This window comes from Rhodospirillum rubrum ATCC 11170 (genome assembly GCF_000013085.1).
GTDB lineage: Bacteria > Pseudomonadota > Alphaproteobacteria > Rhodospirillales > Rhodospirillaceae > Rhodospirillum > Rhodospirillum rubrum.
The window spans coordinates 285221-304602 of the sequence record NC_007643.1 but is presented as its reverse complement, the minus strand read 5'-3'; the positions used below and the strand labels follow the sequence as shown (position 1 = coordinate 304602).

Annotated in this window: 14 protein-coding genes and 1 riboswitch; of the genes, 7 read left to right on the top strand and 7 right to left on the bottom strand. The window is 63.5% G+C overall.

Translation table 11 applies throughout. The features are described from left to right. Positions 1–108 precede the first annotated feature (108 nt). From guaB to RRU_RS01265, 4 genes are all read left to right on the top strand, one after another. Positions 109–1572, top strand: coding sequence for an IMP dehydrogenase (gene guaB, locus RRU_RS01280; RefSeq protein ID WP_011387997.1), 1464 nt, complete (start codon positions 109–111; stop codon positions 1570–1572). A 191-nt stretch (positions 1573–1763) separates the two neighbouring features. Beyond that, positions 1764–3128, top strand: a complete 1365-nt coding sequence (locus RRU_RS01275) for an RsmB/NOP family class I SAM-dependent RNA methyltransferase (protein ID WP_011387996.1) — start codon at positions 1764–1766, stop codon at positions 3126–3128. Positions 3129–3503: 375 nt separating this feature from the next. Then, entirely contained in the window at positions 3504–6548 is a 3045-nt protein-coding gene (locus RRU_RS01270) for a BPTD_3080 family restriction endonuclease (protein WP_011387995.1), read from the top strand. A gap of 14 nt (positions 6549–6562) precedes the next feature. Beyond that, positions 6563–9382, top strand: a complete 2820-nt coding sequence (locus tag RRU_RS01265; protein ID WP_011387994.1) for a site-specific DNA-methyltransferase — start codon at positions 6563–6565, stop codon at positions 9380–9382. 93 nt (positions 9383–9475) lie between these two features. Here RRU_RS01265 and RRU_RS01260 read toward each other — a convergent pair whose 3' ends face one another. The 6 genes from RRU_RS01260 to secA all read right to left on the bottom strand — a co-directional run bounded on the left by RRU_RS01260 (position 9476) and on the right by secA (position 14342). Beyond that, positions 9476–10027, bottom strand: a complete 552-nt coding sequence (locus RRU_RS01260; RefSeq protein ID WP_011387993.1) for an NUDIX hydrolase — start codon at positions 10025–10027, stop codon at positions 9476–9478. Positions 10028–10039: 12 nt separating this feature from the next. Then, the gene (locus tag RRU_RS01255) at positions 10040–10315 is read right to left on the bottom strand and encodes a hypothetical protein (protein WP_207187340.1); all 276 of its coding nucleotides are present in this window, start codon (positions 10313–10315) and stop codon (positions 10040–10042) included. Positions 10316–10325: 10 nt separating this feature from the next. Then, positions 10326–10511, bottom strand: coding sequence for a hypothetical protein (locus RRU_RS01250; RefSeq protein WP_011387991.1), 186 nt, complete (start codon positions 10509–10511; stop codon positions 10326–10328). Positions 10512–10610: 99 nt separating this feature from the next. Then, positions 10611–10967: a DUF190 domain-containing protein gene (locus RRU_RS01245; RefSeq protein WP_011387990.1), complete on the bottom strand. Its 357-nt coding sequence runs from the start codon at positions 10965–10967 to the stop codon at positions 10611–10613. Between the two features lies 1 nt (position 10968). After that, positions 10969–11358 (bottom strand): fluoride efflux transporter CrcB, encoded by a 390-nt coding sequence (gene crcB / locus RRU_RS01240; RefSeq protein WP_011387989.1) that lies wholly within the window; start codon positions 11356–11358, stop codon positions 10969–10971. 110 nt (positions 11359–11468) lie between these two features. Further along, a riboswitch (Fluoride riboswitch) is annotated at positions 11469–11528 on the bottom strand. Positions 11529–11651: 123 nt separating this feature from the next. Then, entirely contained in the window at positions 11652–14342 is a 2691-nt protein-coding gene (gene secA, locus RRU_RS01235) for a preprotein translocase subunit SecA (protein ID WP_011387988.1), read from the bottom strand. Positions 14343–14596: 254 nt separating this feature from the next. Here secA and RRU_RS01230 point away from each other — a divergent pair, with 254 nt between their 5' ends. Beyond that, on the top strand, positions 14597–15121 hold the full coding sequence (locus RRU_RS01230) for a hypothetical protein (RefSeq protein ID WP_011387987.1): 525 nt from the start codon (positions 14597–14599) through the stop codon (positions 15119–15121). Here the strand turns inward: RRU_RS01230 and RRU_RS19880 are convergent. Then, positions 15112–15381, bottom strand: coding sequence for a hypothetical protein (locus RRU_RS19880; RefSeq protein WP_201215722.1), 270 nt, complete (start codon positions 15379–15381; stop codon positions 15112–15114). The two genes, RRU_RS01230 and RRU_RS19880, sit on opposite strands and share 10 nt — an antisense overlap. Before the next feature lie 39 nt (positions 15382–15420). Between RRU_RS19880 and RRU_RS01225 the strand changes: the two genes are divergently transcribed. Together RRU_RS01225 and RRU_RS01220 are read left to right on the top strand one after the other, a co-directional pair. Then, positions 15421–16437, top strand: coding sequence for a hypothetical protein (locus RRU_RS01225; protein WP_014625898.1), 1017 nt, complete (start codon positions 15421–15423; stop codon positions 16435–16437). 213 nt (positions 16438–16650) lie between these two features. Then, the gene (locus RRU_RS01220) at positions 16651–19296 is read left to right on the top strand and encodes a DUF4175 domain-containing protein (protein WP_162470595.1); all 2646 of its coding nucleotides are present in this window, start codon (positions 16651–16653) and stop codon (positions 19294–19296) included. Positions 19297–19382: the final 86 nt, after the last annotated feature.

Sequence of the window (19382 nt, the reverse complement as noted above, 5' to 3'; positions counted from 1 at the left end):
CCGGTGGCCCGCCGGGGCTTTCGCGCAATTGTCTTGGGACTCTTCTTGCCGGCCCTCATGTTGTGTGTATGATACCGCGCTCCCAACGCATATGAGGAGCGCTCTCCCATGGAATTCCCCGAGGCTTTGACTTTCGACGACGTGCTTCTCGTGCCCGCCGCATCCTCCGTGTTGCCCGCCCAGGCCGATACCCGCACCCGTCTGACCCGTACGATCACCCTGGGAATTCCGTTGATCAGCTCGGCCATGGACACGGTCACCGAAAGCCAGATGGCGATCCTCATGGCCCAGTCCGGCGGCATCGGCGTCATCCACAAGAACATGACCATCGCCGCCCAGGCCGAAGAGGTCCGCAAGGTCAAGCGCTTCGAGTCGGGCATGGTGGTCAATCCGGTGACCATCAATCCCGACGCCTCGCTGTCCACCGCCCTTGATCTGATGGCCCACCACAAGATCAGCGGCATTCCCGTCACCGAGAACGGCTCGGGCAAGCTGGTGGGCATCCTGACCAACCGCGATGTGCGCTTCGCCGAAAACACCGCCAAGCCGGTCAGCGACTTCATGACGCGCGACAATCTGATCACCGTTGGCGAGGGCGTCAGCCAGGGCGAGGCCCGCCGCCTGCTCCATACCAACCGCATCGAGAAGCTGATCGTCGTCGACGAAAGCTATCGCTGCATCGGCCTGATCACCGTCAAGGACATGGAAAAGGCCCAGACCTACCCCAACGCCTGCAAGGACGAAAAGGGCCGCCTGCGCGTCGCCGCCGCCACCGGGGTGGGCGCCGACGGTCTGGCCCGCGCCGAGGCCCTGCTTGATGCCGGGGTCGACGTGGTGGTGGTCGATACCGCCCACGGCCATTCGCGCGGCGTTCTCGATGCGGTGACCGCGGTCAAGAAGATCAGCAATTACACCCAGGTGATCGCCGGCAATGTCGCCACCCCCGACGGCGCCAAGGCGCTGATCGACGCCGGCGCCGACGCCGTGAAGATCGGCATCGGCCCGGGCTCGATCTGCACCACCCGCATCGTCGCCGGCGTCGGCGTGCCCCAGTTCAGCGCCATCACCGAGGTCGCCGAGGCCGTGCGCCACACCGGCGTTCCGATCATCGCCGATGGCGGCATCAAATATTCGGGCGATCTGGCCAAGGCGATCGCCGGCGGCGCCGAAACCGTCATGGTCGGCAGCCTGCTCGCCGGCACCAGCGAAGCCCCGGGCGAGGTGTTCTTGTATCAGGGCCGCAGCTACAAGGCCTATCGCGGCATGGGCTCGCTGGGCGCCATGGCGCGCGGCTCGGCCGACCGCTATTTCCAGGAAGAAGTGACCAACAGCCTGAAGCTGGTTCCCGAAGGCATCGAAGGTCAGGTGCCCTATAAGGGAGCGGCGGGCACGGTGATCCATCAGTTGATCGGCGGGCTGAAGGCGGCGATGGGCTATACGGGCAATCAGACCATCCCCGAGATGCAGAAGAACGCCCGCTTCCGCCGCATCACCGCCTCGGGCTGGCGCGAAAGCCACGTCCACGACGTGACCATCACCAAGGAAGCGCCGAATTATCGCGGCGGCATGTAGAATAGGCCTATGATTTGGGGGAGCACCGACCGCTCCCCCAAAAAACCGCCCCATTCTCCGGTCAGAAACGCCCTCGACAACGCTCCGGGGGCGGCGAACGGAAAAATGACCTTCGGTTTTTCCGTGATTTCGCCGCTCCTGACGATCGATTCGCGATCGCCCTTTCCCTCCGAGCAACGAGGCGTTCTTCCGTGACTCCCGCCGCCCGCGTTCAATGCGCCATTGACCTTCTGGTGGATATCGACGCCACCAACCGCCCCGCCGATGGCATCGCCAGCGCCTTCGTCCGCGCCCGCAGGTTCATGGGATCGAAGGATCGCCGCGCCGTCACCGCCCTGGCCTGGAGCACGCTGCGCCACCGCGCCCGGCTATCGTGGCTGATCGACCGCTTCGGCGGCACGCCCAAGGCCCGCGCCCTGGTCATCGCCCATCTGCTGGTCGTCGAACGCCAGTCGGCCGAAGACGTGCGCATGCTGTTCATCACCCGCGCCCAGCACGCCCCGCAGCCGCTGACCGACGCCGAGGAGCGTCTGGTCGACGGGCTGGCCGGCAAGCCCTTAGAATTCCGCGAGATGCCCGCCGATGTCCGGCTGGAGGTTCCCGACTGGCTGCCGCCGCTGCTCGAACCGCTGTTTGGCGAGCGCCTGGAAGACGAACTGCGCGCCCTGCAGGCCGAAGCGCCCCTTGATCTGCGGGTCAACGCCCTGAAATCCGACCGGGAGTCGGCCCGTTTGGCCCTGGCCCGCGAGCAGGTGGACACCCGCCCGGGCGCGCTGTCGCCTTGCGCCCTGCGCGCCGAGGGCCGCCCCAACGTGGCGATTACCGCGCCGTTCTGCGACGGATTGGTCGAGGTGCAAGACGAGGGCAGCCAGATGGTCGCCCTGCTCTGCGCCGTCGCTCCGGGCATGAGCGTGCTTGATCTCTGCGCGGGCGCCGGCGGCAAGACGCTGGCCCTGGCGGCGGGCATGGAAAACAAGGGCACGCTGGTCGCCACCGATATCAGCGAGGGCCGCCTCGCCCGCGCCCAGACCCGCCTGCAACGCGCCGGGGTGCATAACGTCACCCGCAAGGTGCTTGATCCCGAAACCCGTAAATGGCTGAAGCGGCGCAAGGCCAGCTTCGACGTGGTGCTGGTCGACGCCCCCTGTTCGGGAACCGGCACCTGGCGGCGCAATCCCGACGCCCGCTGGAAGCTGACCCCCGACACCATCAGCGCGCTGAACGCCGAGCAAAGCGCCCTGCTCGACCGCGCCGCCGCCCTGGTCAAGCCGGGCGGCCGGCTGGTCTATGCCACCTGCTCGCTGCTGCCCGCCGAGAACGAGGCCCAGATCGCCGCCTTCCTCGAGCGTCGTGATGATTACCGCGCCCTGCCGGTGGCCGAGACCTGGGCCAAGGTCAGCCCCGCCCCCTATCCGGGAGCGGCCGATGTCTCGTGGTTGCGCCTGACCCCGGCCAGCCACGGCACCGATGGCTTCTTCGTGTCCATCCTGGAGCGTCAGCCCCGCGAGACCGCGGACCAGCCCGACGAAACCGCCCCGATCCCCGAAGACGCGTAATCGGGGCAGGGGCGGTTAGAGTGGCGCGGGTGAAATCCGGTCCCCGCATCCGCTTCTAAAAGACTGATAGCAAGGAACCAGGGCGCCCCGGGTTTCCCTTTGAACTCCTGTAGATCATCCTCAAGAGGCCATCGATGGGGCTTTCCCCCATCCGCCAGGGCAGGCAAATTGCCCCCCCGCCGACTGGCGTTTAAGCTGGGTGAGGACGGCGGGGATGGTCCCGATGGCGAAATCTCCGCCTCTTTCCAATGCGTACTGCCCACCATACCCGGTCACGACGGTTAGCGATAATTTTAGGGTTGGCTTGTCGCCATCGCCTGCGGCTGTCATCATCCTACCGTTCAAAGTGTGTTCAGTAAGAGTCCAGGGGGCGGAATGAGCGAGGCTTTTTTTGATCGACCCATTCTTAATTCACCCTACGAATATCCAAGCCAGCACTGGGAACTCGACGCGGAAGGCCAACCAACCAACAAAATCATCGGGTCTCGCCGCCGCTCCGATCTGATCACCCCGGTTCCCAAGCCGAAGAAGCGAAAGAAACCCAAGACCCCCAAAGAACAGAGCGGTTTCGTCTTTGACAGTGGTGACGGGCTATCGACCGCCGAGCAGGAATACAACCCGACCCCGATCATCAACGAGATCAGGCAGCATGTCGGATCCTGGCGGAGCTTGCCCAATCCCAGCGATTGGTTGGTGACGCCGGAAACCGCCCGCCTGCTCCAGCACTGGCGGCATCACACGTTTCACGGCGTCCGCCCCTTTTTCTGCCAAGTAGAAGCCGTTGAAACCGCCATTTGGTTGACCGAGGTCGCCCCGAAACTGGGCAAGAAGGGGGAGCGGTTCTGGGATCACATCAAGGGTGCCAACGAGCAGGCTAATCCCGAGTTGCTTCGTCTGGCCCTGAAGCTGGCGACGGGGGCGGGCAAGACGACGGTCATGGCGATGCTGATCGCATGGCAGACCGTCAATGCTGTTCGCCATCCCAACAGCAAGACCTTTTCACGCGGATTCCTGCTGGTCGCCCCCGGCATCACCATCCGCGATCGCCTGCGGGTCCTGTTGCCCAACGATCCCGAATCCTATTATCGCAATCGCGAGCTCGTCCCCGCCGATATGTTGGCCGACACCGAACGGGCCAAGATCGTCATCACCAATTACCACGCTTTCAAGCTTCGGGAACGCTTGGAGATATCCAAGGTCGGACGGGCGCTGCTCAGGGGCCGGGGGCCGGAGCTGAACACGTTGGAAACCGAAGGCCAGATGATCCAGCGGGTGATGCCTGACCTGATGGGCTTGAAGAACATCGTGGTGCTGAACGACGAGGCACACCACTGCTATCGGGAAAAGCCGCAGAACGATGACCTCGACGACTTGAAGGGCGAAGACAAGGAAGAGGCCAAGAAGAACAACGAAGCGGCGCGGATGTGGATTTCCGGACTGGAAATGGTGAAGCGCACGCTCGGGCTTCGTGCGATCTTCGATCTGTCGGCCACGCCCTTCTTCCTTCGCGGTTCGGGCTATGCCGAAGGCACCTTGTTCCCGTGGACGGTCAGCGATTTCTCGCTGATGGACGCCATCGAGTGCGGCATCGTCAAATTGCCCAGGGTGCCGGTGGCCCAGAATGCCCCGGGCGATACCCTGGTGTTCCGTAATCTTTGGGATCATATCGGCAAGAAGATGCCCAAGGCCGGTCGCAGCGGCGGCAAGTTTCTTGATCCCTTAAGCCTGCCGGCCGAACTTCAAACCGCCCTTTACGCCCTCTATGGTCACTACGAAAAAACCTATGATCTGTGGCAGCAAGAAAGAGTCGAGGTTCCACCCGTTTTCATCGTGGTGTGCAATAACACATCCACATCGAAGCTGGTCTACGACTTCATCTCTGGCTTTTATCGACCGGGGGGACAGGAAGGGGCATCGTTCCTAGAAAATGGCCGGCTTGCTCTGTTCCGGAACTACGACGACCATGGCAACCACTTGCCCACCCCCCGTACCCTGCTGATCGACAGCGAGCAGTTGGAATCCGGCGATGCCCTGGATAAGGAGTTCCGCGCGTCCGCCGCCGACGAAATAGAGCGGTTCCGCCGCGACATCAGGCAACGAACCGGTGATATCAAACGGGCCGAGAACATCACCGATCAGGATTTGCTTCGCGAGGTGATGAACACGGTCGGCAAGAAGGGAAAACTGGGCGAGCAGGTCCGCTGCGTCGTCTCGGTATCCATGCTGACCGAGGGCTGGGACACCAACACCGTAACCCATGTCCTGGGCGTGCGGGCCTTCGGCACCCAACTTCTCTGCGAACAGGTCATCGGTCGCGCCCTGCGTCGTCAGAATTACGAACTGAACGAGGAAACCGGGCTGTTCAATGTCGAATATGCCGATGTCCTGGGGGTGCCCTTCGACTTCAACGCCAAGCCCGTGGTTGCTCCTCCGGTCAAGCCCCGCGAAACGGTTCGGGTTCAGGCGGTGCGGCCCGATCGGGATGCCCTGGAAATCACCTTCCCGCGTGTCGAAGGCTATCGGGTCGAACTGCCCGATGAACGGCTGGTTGCCACCTTTACGCAAGACTCGGTTTTGGACCTGACGCCGGATTTGGTTGGCCCATCGATCACCACGAACCAGGGGATCATTGGCCAGGATGTCGATTTAACCATCGGGCATCTCAATAACATGCGTCAGTCAACGATCTTGTTCCATCTGACCAAGCATTTGCTCTATTCGAAATTCCGCGATCCAGGCGACGAGCCGAAACTGCACCTGTTTGGGGAACTCAAGCGGATCACCCGGCAATGGCTTGACGACGGCTATCTTCGCTGCTCTGGCGGCACCTTTCCCGCCCAATTGGTTTATCAAGGCATTGCCGACATGGCCGCTGAACGAATCAAGGCGGCTATCACCCTGTCGCTGGTCGGGTACCATCCGGTCAAGGCGATTTTGGATGCCTACAACCCCACCGGCACCACCGCCACCGTGAATTTTACAACGTCCAAGCCCCTGCGGTGGAAGACCGATGCCGGTCGGTGCCCCATCAATTGGATCGTCTGCGACAGCGATTGGGAAGCGGAATTCTGCCGTGTCGCCGAAAGGCATCCCTTGGTTCGGGCCTATGTGAAGAACCACGGTCTTGGCTTCGAAGTGCCCTACCTGTTCGGGTCCATCCCCCGGAGATATCTGCCCGACTTCATCGTCCAGGTTAACGACGGGCGGACCGATCCGCTGAACCTGATCGTCGAGATCAAGGGTTTTCGCGGCGAAGATGCCAAGGACAAGGCCAACACCATGCATGCCTATTGGGTGCCGGGGGTCAACAACCTGGGCAAGTTCGGCCGTTGGGCCTTTGCCGAGTTCACGGCGGTCTATGAGATCGAAGCCAAGTTCAACGAATTGATCGCGTCGGTCGTCGCCGACCAAGCGGCGTAAGGGAGACTTCGGGTATGGCCAAGGAAATCGGTGTCGAGACGCTGACCCACAAGGATGCGAAGCGGGTCAACATCCCCACCGCCGAATTGCAGTCGGTGATGCAAGAAGAGGTGAAATCCCCCATTCGCGTCGCCTATGACCGCCGCAACCGCGATCTCGACCCGCAATTGGTCTGGCGGGGCAAGGACGAGCGGGATTGGTCGGAACTGATCGTTCAGGCCCCGCCGCTTTATATCCAGGAAAAGATCCACCCCAAGGTTCTGATCGACGATTTGAAGCGCGAGTCCAGGGCTCGGGCCAAGGAAATGGTCGGGGCGACCGTCGATCTGTTTGCCGATTTCAACGGCCTGCCCGACAAGGAGGCGGCGACCGAGTTCTATCAGCACCACGCCAATTGGACCAACCGGATGATCCTGGGCGATTCGCTTTCCGTCATGGCGAGTTTGGCCGAGCGCGAAGGGTTGCGCGGCAAGGTGCAGTGCATCTATTTCGATCCGCCCTATGGCATCAAATTCAACAGCAATTTTCAGTGGTCGACGACCAGCCGCGATGTGAAGGACGGCAACAAGGATCACATTACCCGCGAACCCGAACAGGTCCGGGCCTTCCGCGACACATGGCGCGATGGCATTCACACCTATCTGTCCTATCTGCGCGATCGCCTGACCGTCGCCCGCGACTTGCTGACCGATAGCGGCTCGATCTTCGTCCAAATCGGCGACGAGAACGTGCATCGCGTTCGGATGCTGATGGACGAGGTTTTTGGGGATGAAAATTTTATCTCTCAAATATCGACGAAGACATCTGGTGGATCAACTGGAGAGTACATTTCAAATGTTGTTGACTTTATATTGTGGTACTCTAAGAGTCGCTCATATATTAAATTCAGAAAATTGAATAAATCGAAAGAAATAGGCGAGGCTGGCTCTGAAAAATACACAAGAATTAGATTCGACAACCTACACTCACGGGCCTTAACACCAGAAGAACGTCTATCTACAAGTTCAGTACCATGCGACGGCCGAGTCTATAGGCAGGATAACATGACCAGCCAAAGTGTGGGTCGCGATAAGGGTGAGGGAGCGGCGTCTTGGTTTCCCGTAATAATTTCTGGCAGCGAAATAAAGCCAAGCCTAAGAGTTAGATGGAAAACAAACCAGACAGGAATGGATCGGCTTCTAAAAGCAGAACGTTTAGAGCTAACTGGAAATAGCATTTCATATGTGAGATTTATTGATGATTTCTCTGGCATACCATTAAGCAACTCGTGGGATGATATCGGCGGCATTCAAAGTAGACTTGATCCAAAAGTATACGTAGTTCAAACCCCAACAACAGTAATCCAGCGATGCATCTTAATGGCATCCGACCCAGGCGACCTAGTTCTTGATCCCACCTGTGGATCAGGATCAACGGCGTTTGTTGCAGAGCAATGGGGCCGCCGCTGGATCACCATCGATACCTCTCGTGTTTCCCTGGCGCTGGCCCGTGCCCGGATCATGGGGGCACGCTATCCCTATTACCTGCTCGCCGATTCCCGCGATGGGCAGGTCAAGGAGGGACAAGTCACCCGCACCCTGCCCAAGGACACCCCAACCCACGGCGATATCCGCCAGGGCTTCGTCTACGAGCGTGTTCCCCACGTCATGCTCAGCAATATCGCCAGCAATTCAGAAATCGATGTGATCTGGGACAAGGCCCAGGAGACGCTTGAACCCCTTCGCACCCAGTTGAATGCCGCCCTGGACAAGACGTGGCACGACTGGGAAATCCCCCGCGAGGCGGACAAGGGCTGGTCCGCTGCCGCCAAAGCGCTCCATGCCCAATGGTGGGACGCCCGGATCAGGCGGCAGAAGGAAATCGACGCCTCGATCGCCGCCAAGGCCGAGTTCGAGTACCTTTACGACAAGCCCTACGAGGATAAGGCCAAGGTTCGCGTCGCCGGTCCCTTTACCGTCGAAAGCCTGTCACCCCACCGCGTTCTCGCCGTCGATCAGAACGATGAACTGGTCGACCTTCTCCAGGCGGCCGAGGGCAAAGGCGCGTCAAAAAGCCTTGATGCCAGCGATTTCGCCCAGATGGTTCTCGACAACCTCAAATCCGCCGGTGTCCAGCAGGCCCACAAAGAAGACCGCATCGCCTTCACCGCCCTGACCGGCTGGCCGGGCAAGTTCATTTGTGCCAAGGGCGTTTTCAGGGAGGGCGACAAAGACCGGTCCGCCGGTATCGTCATCGGCCCCGAGTTCGGCACCGTCTCCCGCCTTGATCTGGTCACGGCGGCCCGCGAAGCCGGGGATGCCGGGTTCGATGTTCTGATCGCCTGCGCTTTCAACTTTGATGCCCATTCCGCCGAGTTCGACAAACTGGGCGCCATCCGCATCTTGAAGGCCCGCATGAACCCCGATTTGCATATGGGCGGCGATCTGAAAAGCACCGGCGCGGGCAACCTCTTCGTCGTATTCGGCGAACCCGATATCGACATCATCATCACCGCTGACGACAAGGTGCGGGTCAAGATCAAAGGGGTGGATATCTTCCACCCCTCCACCGGCGAAATCGAATCCGGCGGCCCCGACACCATCGCCGTGTGGTTCATCGACACCGACTATAACGAAGAAAGCTTCTTCGTCCGCCACGCCTATTTCCTGGGGGCGGACGACCCTTACAAGGCTTTGAAAACCACCCTGAAGGCGGAGATCGATCGCGAGGCATGGGACAGCCTCAACCGCGATATCTCCCGCCCCTTCGACAAGCCAAAATCCGGCCGGATCGCGGTGAAGGTCATCAATCACCTGGGTGACGAGGTGATGAAGGTGTTCTCGGTGGATGTTTAAAGCGGTGAGCGGGGACTCCGGTCCCCGCTCTCAGAGCTTGATCGTCCAGAAAATCGTCGTCGCACTCTGGTTCACAGGACTCGGGAATTTGTTTTAAGGCAGGGCGTAGGTCTCGGCCCGATTGCCATAGGGGGCGCCGGCCAGTCCACCACGTTCGGCGTGCTGGCGCAGGGCCCATTCCACGGTGGGATAGGCGAGATCGCCCCAGGGGATCTCGCCCCACCCGACAAGGCAGGTTTCCAGGCTTTCGCTGCCCGGCGCATGGTCGGGGCTGAGCATGGTGGCGCTGTAGATCAGGTGAACCTGACTGATATGGGGCAGGTTATAAAGGGCGAGCAGCGGGCCTATACGCACCCGGGCGCGGGCTTCCTCCCACACCTCGCGCGCCGCCCCGGCCTCGGTGGTCTCGTTCAGCTCCATGAAACCGGCGGGCATGCACCAATAGCCGACGCGCGGTTCGATGGCCCGGCGCACCAGCAGCACCTTGGACTCCCAGGTGCAGACGGCGCCGACGATGATCTTGGGATTGTCGTAGCGGATGAAGCCGCAACTGGTGCAGATCAGACGCTCGTGATCGTCGCCTTCGGGGACGCCAAGCGCGAAGGAGGGGGGGCGGAGCGTTCCCGGGATGTCATCGCAGACCACACCACCCCTCCCTCAGATGACGACGTTCACATAGGTGCCGCGCGGCGCGTCCAGATTATAGCGGCGGCCATCGACAACGATATAGCGGCCCCCGGCCTCGTCGAAGCGATTGCCCCGCGACGGTCTGGGCCGCACATCGACGACGGGCCTGGGCTCCGTGGCGGGCGGAATTCGCCCCGGCGAGGCCGGGCGCCCGGGGGTGGGGCGAACGGTCGGCGTGGCGCCGCCGCCGGCCACCCGGCCGCTGCCCTGATTTCGTCCACCGATGCCCGAGGGTCCATTAGCCATGCGTGGGGGATCAGGCCGTCACGTCGACGGAAAGCCCCTTGCCCGCGCCGGCGGCGGCCTGGGTGGTGGCCACGCCTTCGGCCAACAGATCGACCATGCGCCCCTCCTGCTCGAAAGACCGCTTAAGCAGCCCCGCCTGAAGCTCGGTCTGTCGCAGACCGCTGGCAGCGGTCAGTCCTGCCGTCACGCCATCCATGGCAAAGCTCTCCAAACGGATAGGGAAGCTGCGAGTGTAGCGCTTTCCGCCAGCGGCAAACAAGCCCACCGTCAGGCGGACGGCGGCGCCCCGGTTTCCTTAGCCCGCGCGCGGTCCGTAATGGAGCACCTGGATCTTTTCCAAAGTGACCAGACCCTTGCCGATCATGCCGTCGAGAACGGGAAGAAAGGCGTCGATCCTGGCCTGGGACTCGGCGATTTCGATCACCACCGGCAGATCATTGGAAAGATCGAGGATCTTGGCGGTGTGGATCCGGCTGGAATGGCCGTAGCCCAGCGGCCCGCGCAGCACGGTCGCCCCGGCAAGGCCCATCTCCAGGGCCTTGGTCACGATCGCCTCGAACAGCGGCGCGTGACCGAACGTCTTCCGCTCGCTGGTATAAATGCGCAGCAGCACGGCGTCCTTGGGCAATCCCGGGATGTCTTGGCTGTCCATGTCATACCCCCTCGTTGATCAGGACGGCGCCGACATGTCCGAGCCAGACGCCGATCAGGCAAAACACCACCGATAAAACCACATTGGCCGCCGCCCACAGCCCCTGGCCCTCTTGGGCCAGGGTCAGGGTCTGCAGGCTGAACGACGAAAAGGTGGTATAGCCGCCGCAGACTCCGACCATGAAGAACTGGCGCCAGTCTCCGGGGATGAACACCCGGCCATCGGGTCCGGTCAGGGTGGCGAAGGCGCCGATGACGATCGATCCGCTGATATTGATGACCAGCGTTCCCCAGGGAAAGCTTTGGCCGATCGCGCCTGCGATCAACCCCGAAAGCCAATAGCGCAGGGTCGAGCCCAGGGCTCCCCCGGCGGCGACGAATAAATAGGTCATGGCGCTGCGCACTTACCTCCGATGGATGGGGACCGGGCGGGCATAAAAAAACCCGCCTCCTCCTGCTTGGCAGGCATGGCGGGTTGTCACAAGGTCCCACCACGCATTTCTACGCGGTAGGAGTCATCAGCCTTTCGGCGGTTTCGGGAGACCCCATTCCCAGTATCGTCGGATCAGTATGCGCCCTGGCCGAGGGTGGTCAACAGGCAAAGCCGGCTAAAAGGCCGCTCGGGGCAGTTCCCTTCGGCGAAGCCGCACCTGTTGTGCGGTCCGCCGAAGGAAAACCCGTGGCCTCAGCCCATCGCCCCGTGGCAATGCTTGTACTTCTTGCCCGATCCGCAGGGGCAAAGCTCGTTGCGCGCCACCTTGCCCCAGGTTTCGGGATGGCCGGCCTCGCGGTCCGTCGCCGCCGGGGCGACGCCCGGCACCCCACCGCCGCCGATCGCCGGCTCGGGTTCGACGTGCTCGGCAAAGCCCTGGGGTTCGGGCGGCGGCGGCGGCGGATCCATGCGCAACTGCACATTCGCCAAGGTCATCGTCACCCGCTCGCGCAGATCCGAGAGCATGGTCTGGAACATCTCGAAGGATTCGGATTTGTATTCGTTCAGCGGATCGCGCTGGCCGAAGGCGCGCAGCGAAATACCCTGGCGCAGATGTTCGAGATGAAGCAGGTGCTCCTTCCACATGCCGTCGAGAATCTGCAAAAGCAGGCTCTTTTCAACCATGCGCATCACGTCTGCGCCGTATTCGGCCTCCTTGGCCGCCATCTTGGCCTCGACGTCCTTGGTCAGCCGCTCAAGGATCTCCTCGTTGGCGATGCCATCCTCGGAGGCCCAGTCGATGATCGGCAGATCAAGGCCGAAGACCCGGCGCACATCCTCGGCCAGCCCGGCGCTGTCCCATTCCTCGGGCATCGCCTTGGGCGGGATATGGGCATGGACGATGTCTTCGATCACTTCCTGGCGCATATCGGCCACGGTCTCGGAGACATCGGTGGTCACCATCAGATCGCGGCGCTGCTCGTAGACCACCTTGCGCTGGTCGTTCATCACGTCGTCGAACTTCAGCAGGTTCTTGCGGGTGTCGAAGTTGCGGGCTTCGACCTTCTGCTGGGCCTTTTCCAGGGCCTTGTTGACCCAGGGGTGGACGATCGCCTCGCCCTCTTCCAGCCCCAGCTTGCGCAGCATGCTATCCATGCGCTCGGAGCCGAAGATCCGCATCAGGTCGTCGTCGAGCGACAGATAGAAGCTCGAGCCGCCGGGATCGCCCTGTCGCCCGGTGCGGCCGCGCAGCTGGTTGTCGATGCGCCGGCTTTCGTGGCGCTCGGTGCCGATCACGTAAAGGCCGCCGGCCGCCAGGGCCTGGGCCTTCTTCTTCTCGATGTCGGCGCGCAGTTCGGCTTCCTTGGCGGCGCGCTGCTCGGGCGTGGCGTCGGCAGGCAGTTCGCGGGCCATGCGCATATCAAGATTGCCGCCCAGCTGAATATCGGTGCCGCGGCCGGCCATATTGGTGGCGATGGTCACCGCCCCGGGAACGCCGGCCTGGGCGATGATGAAGGCTTCCTGCTCGTGGTAACGGGCGTTGAGCACCTGCGGCTTGACCTTGGTGGTCGTGCGCATCAGCTCGGCCAGATATTCCGATTTTTCGATCGAGGTCGTGCCGACCAACACCGGCTGGCCGCGCTTCTGACATTCGGCGATCTGCTTGGCGATCGCCTCGTATTTCTCGCGCGAGGTGCGATAGACCTCGTCGTCCTTGTCCTTGCGGATCATCGGCCGGTTGGTCGGGATCTCGACCACCGCCAGCCCATAGATCTCCATGAACTCGTTGGCTTCGGTCAAGGCCGTGCCGGTCATGCCCGACAGCTTGGGATACATGCGGAAATAGTTCTGGAAGGTGATCGAGGCCAGGGTCTGGTTCTCGGGCTGGATCGATACGCCTTCCTTGGCTTCAAGGGCCTGATGCAGACCATCGGAGAAGCGCCGCCCCTCCATGGCGCGGCCGGTGAACTCGTCGATGATCACCACCTTGTCGTCGCGCACCATGTAATGGACATCGCGTTCGAACAGGGTATGGGCGCGCAGGCCCTGGGTGGCGTGGTGAAGCGCCGTCACATTGCGGGTTTCATAAAGATTGCCCTCGGCCAGCAGACCGGCCTCGCGCAGCAGTTCCTCGATGTGATCGGAGCCTTCCTCGGTATAGGTGACCGAGCGCGCCTTTTCGTCCTTTTCGTAATCGGCGGGTACCAAGCGCGGCATCAGCTTGTCGACCGCCTGATAGAGGGCCGAGCTGTCCTCGGCCTGACCCGAGATGATCAAGGGCGTGCGCGCCTCGTCGATCAGGATCGAGTCGACCTCGTCGACGATGGCATAGGCGAAGGGCCGCTGGACCATGTCCTCCAGGCGATACTTCATATTATCGCGCAGGAAATCGAAGCCCAGTTCGTTGTTGGTGCCATAGGTCACGTCGCAGGCGTAAGCGGCGCGGCGGCCGCCGTCATCAAGCTCATGGATGATGACGCCGACGGTCAGGCCGAGGAAGCGGTAAACCTTCGCCATCCACTCGGCATCGCGCTTGGCCAGATAATCGTTGACCGTGACGACGTGAACGCCCTTGCCGGTCAGGGCGTTCAGATAGACCGGCAGGGTGGCGACCAGGGTTTTTCCCTCGCCCGTGCGCATCTCGGCGATCTTGCCGCCATGCAGAACCAGCCCGCCCATCAGCTGCACGTCGTAATGACGCTGGCCCAGGGTGCGTTTGGCGGCCTCGCGCACGGTGGCGAAGGCATCGACCAGAATATCGTCGAGGGTTTCCCCCTCGGCCAGCCGGCTTTTGAGCCAGGGGGTGCGGGCCGCGAGGTCGGCATCGGACAGACCTTGCACCTCGCTTTCCTTGGCGTTGATGGCCGCGACCGTTTTGACAAGGCTTTTGACGATACGGTCGTTGGCAGATCCGAAAAGCCGCCGGGCAATGGCGCCGAACATGCGTACCTCGAAGGTCAGGGTGACGGGCAGGCAAAGGCCCCCGGAACGGAAACGAAAGCCCGGGATCCGAGGCGAAGAGATAGAGCGAGGGACCTTCCCTGTCAAACGAAAGCCCCTGCTTTTCCCCCGGCTTCAAGAAGCGCGGCGGCGATGGGAACGCGAGTCTCCCCAACGGATTTCGATGCGACCTTTAAGGGGTTGCGCCCCAAGAGCGGCCCGTAGAGGATGATAAAGACGAAAAGGACCGCTCTATCATGGCAAGGCGAAAACCAGAACCCCGGCGGGTCATCGCGCGCAGTTCAAGCGATGACAAGCGCCGGCTTCGTGATCCCGTTCCCCCAGAAAGCTGGCTTCTTGACCTAGCAAGCCGGGCGTCCTTTGCCGGCCACCCAAAACATAAATGGGATCCCCTGGCCTTCGGACTGCCGCTGTTTTCCGGGGAACGCCCTGACGCGACCTATTGCGATCACCATGCCCGGTTCACCCCCGCCGATCAGGCGCGCATCCCCGACCTTTTGCGCCGGGGAATCCTGGCCGGACTGATCGGCTCTATCGACACCCATGGCGATCCCACCCTTCTGTGGACGGTGGATGATACCGGCTGGATTTACGAAGGACGGATCACCATCCCGGGCCGCGCCCTGTATCACGCTTATCCGGTGCTTCCCCGCGAGGCGATCGCCCGGGCTGTCATCGCCCGCTATCTGCCCTATGCTTACGAGCCGCAGGCCAAAAACCTCGTGCCCTCCGCCCAATTCCTTCAGGATCGTTATTCATGAAACAGGATCTCTCTTTCAGAATAAGTCCTCGATGGCGGCAAAGCCCACAGGATGAGGAAAGGGATCTTGCGGAAATAAGCATCTCCGTCGGTGATCGCGTCGTAACGCGGATCGACGACATAACAACCGGCCATACCCGCGATTTCTTTCGGGCGTCGGCGGTTTCTTTGGCCCTTTGGCTTGCTGATAACTGGTGGCGTCTGCGATGGGAGCCGATCGTCGATTATCGATCGGTCAGGGCCGAGTGGCGCCTGCGTCATGACCTCACCTCGGCGTCCGGGGGAACCCTGTGGCCGCCCATGATGATCTATGGCGTGGGGGATCGCGTCGTCATCGCCCCGATAGCGATGGGGTCCAAGGCCGGCGATCGGGTCGACTATCATCCGATCCCGGTCTCGCTGGTGCCGGCGACGGCCTTTGAAGACGGGGTCGACGCGTTCTTTGATGCGGTAACCACGACCTGCGCCCGGGCCCAAGACGGCGCGTCGCTCAAGCTGGTCCTTGCCCAGTTACAAGAAGAACGCCAGACCCCGGATGTGGCGTCATGGCGGCGACTCGAAGCACGGCTGGGCTACGATCCAGATCAGGTTCCCGATGCTCTTATCGAAGCGCTCTCACGTCAGGAGGAGCTGATCGGCGCCGAGGGCGTGGAAGAGGCCGCCCTGGGCAACCCCGGGGCGCGGGCCCCCGAGATCCTTGAGAAGGTTCTTTCCGCCAGCCGGGAGTCGTCTGTTGAAATTGATCTGGCCGAGGCGCTGGCGGCGGCGGCCCCGGTAAACCGCGCCGATCTGCGGCGGCCGATCTGGATGGTGGCCGAAGACGCCGCCGATCGCCTTCGGCGAGCCGTGGGGTGGTCGGAGGGACCCTTTAGCAACGTGGCTTTGAGCGATATCCTCAAGGTTTCCTGGAAAGCCATCCGCGCCGCCACCGCCACGGCCCGCGATCTGCCCTATGGCGCGCGCTTGCGCGGCGGCGGAACAACCGAAAAGATCGCCTTACAGACCCAGGCATCCCATGACCGGCGTTTCGAACTGGCCCGCGTGCTCGGCGATGCCCTGTGGACGGCCGATAGCCGCTTTGGTGTCATCAGCCGGGGCAAGACCGACCGCCAGAAGTTCCAGCGGGCTTTCGCCCAAAGCCTTTTGTGCCCCTTCGCCGATCTGAGCCGGCATGTCGATCTGAGCGGGCCAAGCGAAGAGCAAATCGCCAAGGCGGCTCGGCGCTACCTCGTCAATAGAAACGTCGTCACAACGCTGCTAGTCAACAAAGGTCATCTTTCCCGCGAAACCCTGGGCGACGTTCTAGACGCGGCATAGGCCTTGGAGCGGCGTGCGTGAAACTTGGTTCATGCAGACCGCTGTGGAATTCTGATATTGAAGCAAATCGTCGCGCTTTTTTCTTGTCGTCGGGGGGCGGCGATCCCCATCTTCAGGCAAGATTTCCCCAACCGCGAGCGCCCGATGGCCCCCAAATCGGCAAAAACGGCCCCCAGACGCCCCCTTCCCCCCCTGCGCCGCCCGGCGCGGGCGATGCGCGGGCCTTGGCTTCGGGTCAGCTTGGGGCTGGCCTGGCTGGTGCTGGTCTGGGAGCGTCTGCTGCGCGGTTTCTGGCCGGCTTTGGCCGGAACAGGCATCGGCCTAGCGCTGGCGCTGTCGGGGGTGACCAGCCTGCTGCCCGGCTGGCTGCATCTCGCCCTGTTAATTGCCTTGATCCTTGCCCTTGGCGTGGCCTTCGGCCTCGGGGCGTGGCGTTTTTCCTGGCCGACCCGGGGTCAGGCATGGCGCGCCCTGGAAAAGAACGCCCGCCAGGGTCACCGGCCGCTGACCGCCAGCGCCGACGTCCTGGCCTTGGGCGGCGAGGATCCCCTAAGCCGCGCCCTGTGGCGGCGCCATCGCAACCGCATGGCCGCCGAGGCCCGCGCCCTGCGCCCCTCCGCCCCCACCCCGATCATGGCCGGGCTCGACCCCCATGGGCTGCGGGTGGTGCCGATTTTGCTGCTCGCCGTCGCCCTGGTCGCCGGCCACCGCGATCCCGGCGCCCGCCTGCTAGCCTTCCTCAGCCCCTCGGTTCTGCCCGCCCACGCGCCGCCTACCGCCACCGTCTGGCTGACCCCGCCCGATTACACCGGCCAGCCGCCGCTGCGTCTGGATACCGCCATCGAGGGCGCGGCGACCAGCGGTCAAGCTGCCGAAGACGGTGCGGCGAGCCCCCTGAGCCTGCCCGCCGGCACCGCCTTGCTAGCCCTGGTCCATGGCCGGGCCGAGGCCGGCTTGGTGATCGCCGGCGAGCGCCAGACCGCCCTGACCCGCCTGGATGATCAAACGCTACGCGCCGAAACCACGGTGGATTCGCAAGGCCGGCTGGTCGTGCGCGCCGAAGGGCGTATCCTGGTCGACCGGCCCTTGGCGGTGATCGCCGACGCCGCCCCGGTCATCGCCTTCACCCAGCCCCCCGACACCGGCCCACGCTGGCGGCTGCGCACGCGCCTTGCGGCAAGCGACGACTATGCCCTAACCGCCGCCGGCCTGACCCTGCGCCCGATCCGCCAACAACCGGGCGATCCCGAAGCCACCATGGATCTGGCCTTGCCTTTGGCCGGTTCCGATCGCCGGAGCGCCGAGATCGTCGCCTTCCACGACCTGACCGCCCACCGTTGGGCCGGGCGGGCGGTGGAGATCACCCCCTGGGCCACGGATGGTGCCGGCCAGCGCGGCGAGGGACCGGCGCTGCGCGTCGTTTTGCCCCGCCGGGTGTTCAGCCATGCCGTCGCCCAGGCCATCATCGCCGAGCGCGACCGCGTCAGCGACTCCTTGGCCACCTATGGCGAAGCGGTGACCGGGCTTGACGGGATCGCCCGCCATCCCGACGCCTTCGGCGGCGACCCGGCGGTGTTCCTGGCCCTGCGCGCCGCCCGCGCCCATTTGGCCGGGCGCGGTGAGGCCAGCGACATCGACCGGGTTCGCGCCCTGCTGTGGGCGGCCGCCTTGCGGGTTGAGGAGGGCGACGCCAGCCGCGCCAACGCCCGGCTCGACGCCTTGCGCGAGCGCATCGATCAGGCGCTGTCGGGCCCCATCGACCAGCGCGAGATGGACCAGCTTCTGCGCGAGACGCGGGCGGCGCTCCAGGATTTGATGCGGGCCCTGGCCCAGACCATGCCCTCGGCCGCCACCCTGCCCCCGGACATGATGGCCGAGATGGAAAGCACCGATCTCGACGATTTATTGGCCCGGATGCAGGAGATGAACCGTCTGGGCGCCCAGGACGCCCTGCGCGACATGCTGGCCAATCTCGACCAGATGCTTCAGTCGCTCCAGGCCGGGGCGCCGTCGGCCGAAGACATGGCGGCGATGGAGCGCATGGGCAAGGCCGCCGACGCCCTGGGCCGGATGCGCCGCGATCAGAACAGCTTGCTTGATGAGACCTTCCGCGAGAACCAGACGCGCTCGGCCGATCTGGCGCCCCCTCCCCGTCCGGGCGATCAGGGCAACGGACTGGTCCCGCCCTTCGACGGGCCGACGATCGAGGGCGGCTTGTTGTCGCTGCCCTGGCTGCGCCAGCCGTCGATCCAAGCGCCGTCCGATCCCTCCCTGCCCCACCAGATCCCGCCTAGCGAACCCGGCGGACCGGGGCCAAAGGTCGGCACGCGCGGCGGCGGCGCGGCCAGCCCGGCGCCACCACCGCCGCAAGCCGGCGAGGCCGTCGCCGATGATCTCGCCCGGCGCCAGAAAGCCCTGACCGGGCGCATGGAGGAGCTTCTGGCCGAGATCGCCGAGATGACCGGCACCCTGCCCGCCGATCTTGGCGAGGCGGCGCTGACCATGGATGACGCCGCCGCCGCCCTCGACAAGGGCGCTTTGCAAGACGCCATGACCAGCCAACGCCGCGCCCTCGAATTGCTGTCAAGCGGCCGTCAACAGGCCATGGCGCAGATGAGGCAGGCGATCGGCTCGGGCATGCCGATGATGATGCCGATGCCCGGCGGTGGCCCGGGACGCATGGGCGCCGATCCGCTGGGGCGCGGCGGCAGCGGGTCGCCCGAGCGCGTCGGCCTGCCCTCGCGTCCCGATGCCCAGCGGGCGCGCGACATCCTTGACGAGTTGCGCCGGCGGGCCAATGATCCCGAGCGTTCCCGGCCGGAAAAAGACTATCTCGAGCGCCTGATCCCCGAGTACTGAGCCCGACCCGAACACAGCGGCGCGTGGAAAAAGGGGCGCCGGTTTTCCACGCCATCGCCGCTCTGAAAGAGTGACTCCAGACGTCC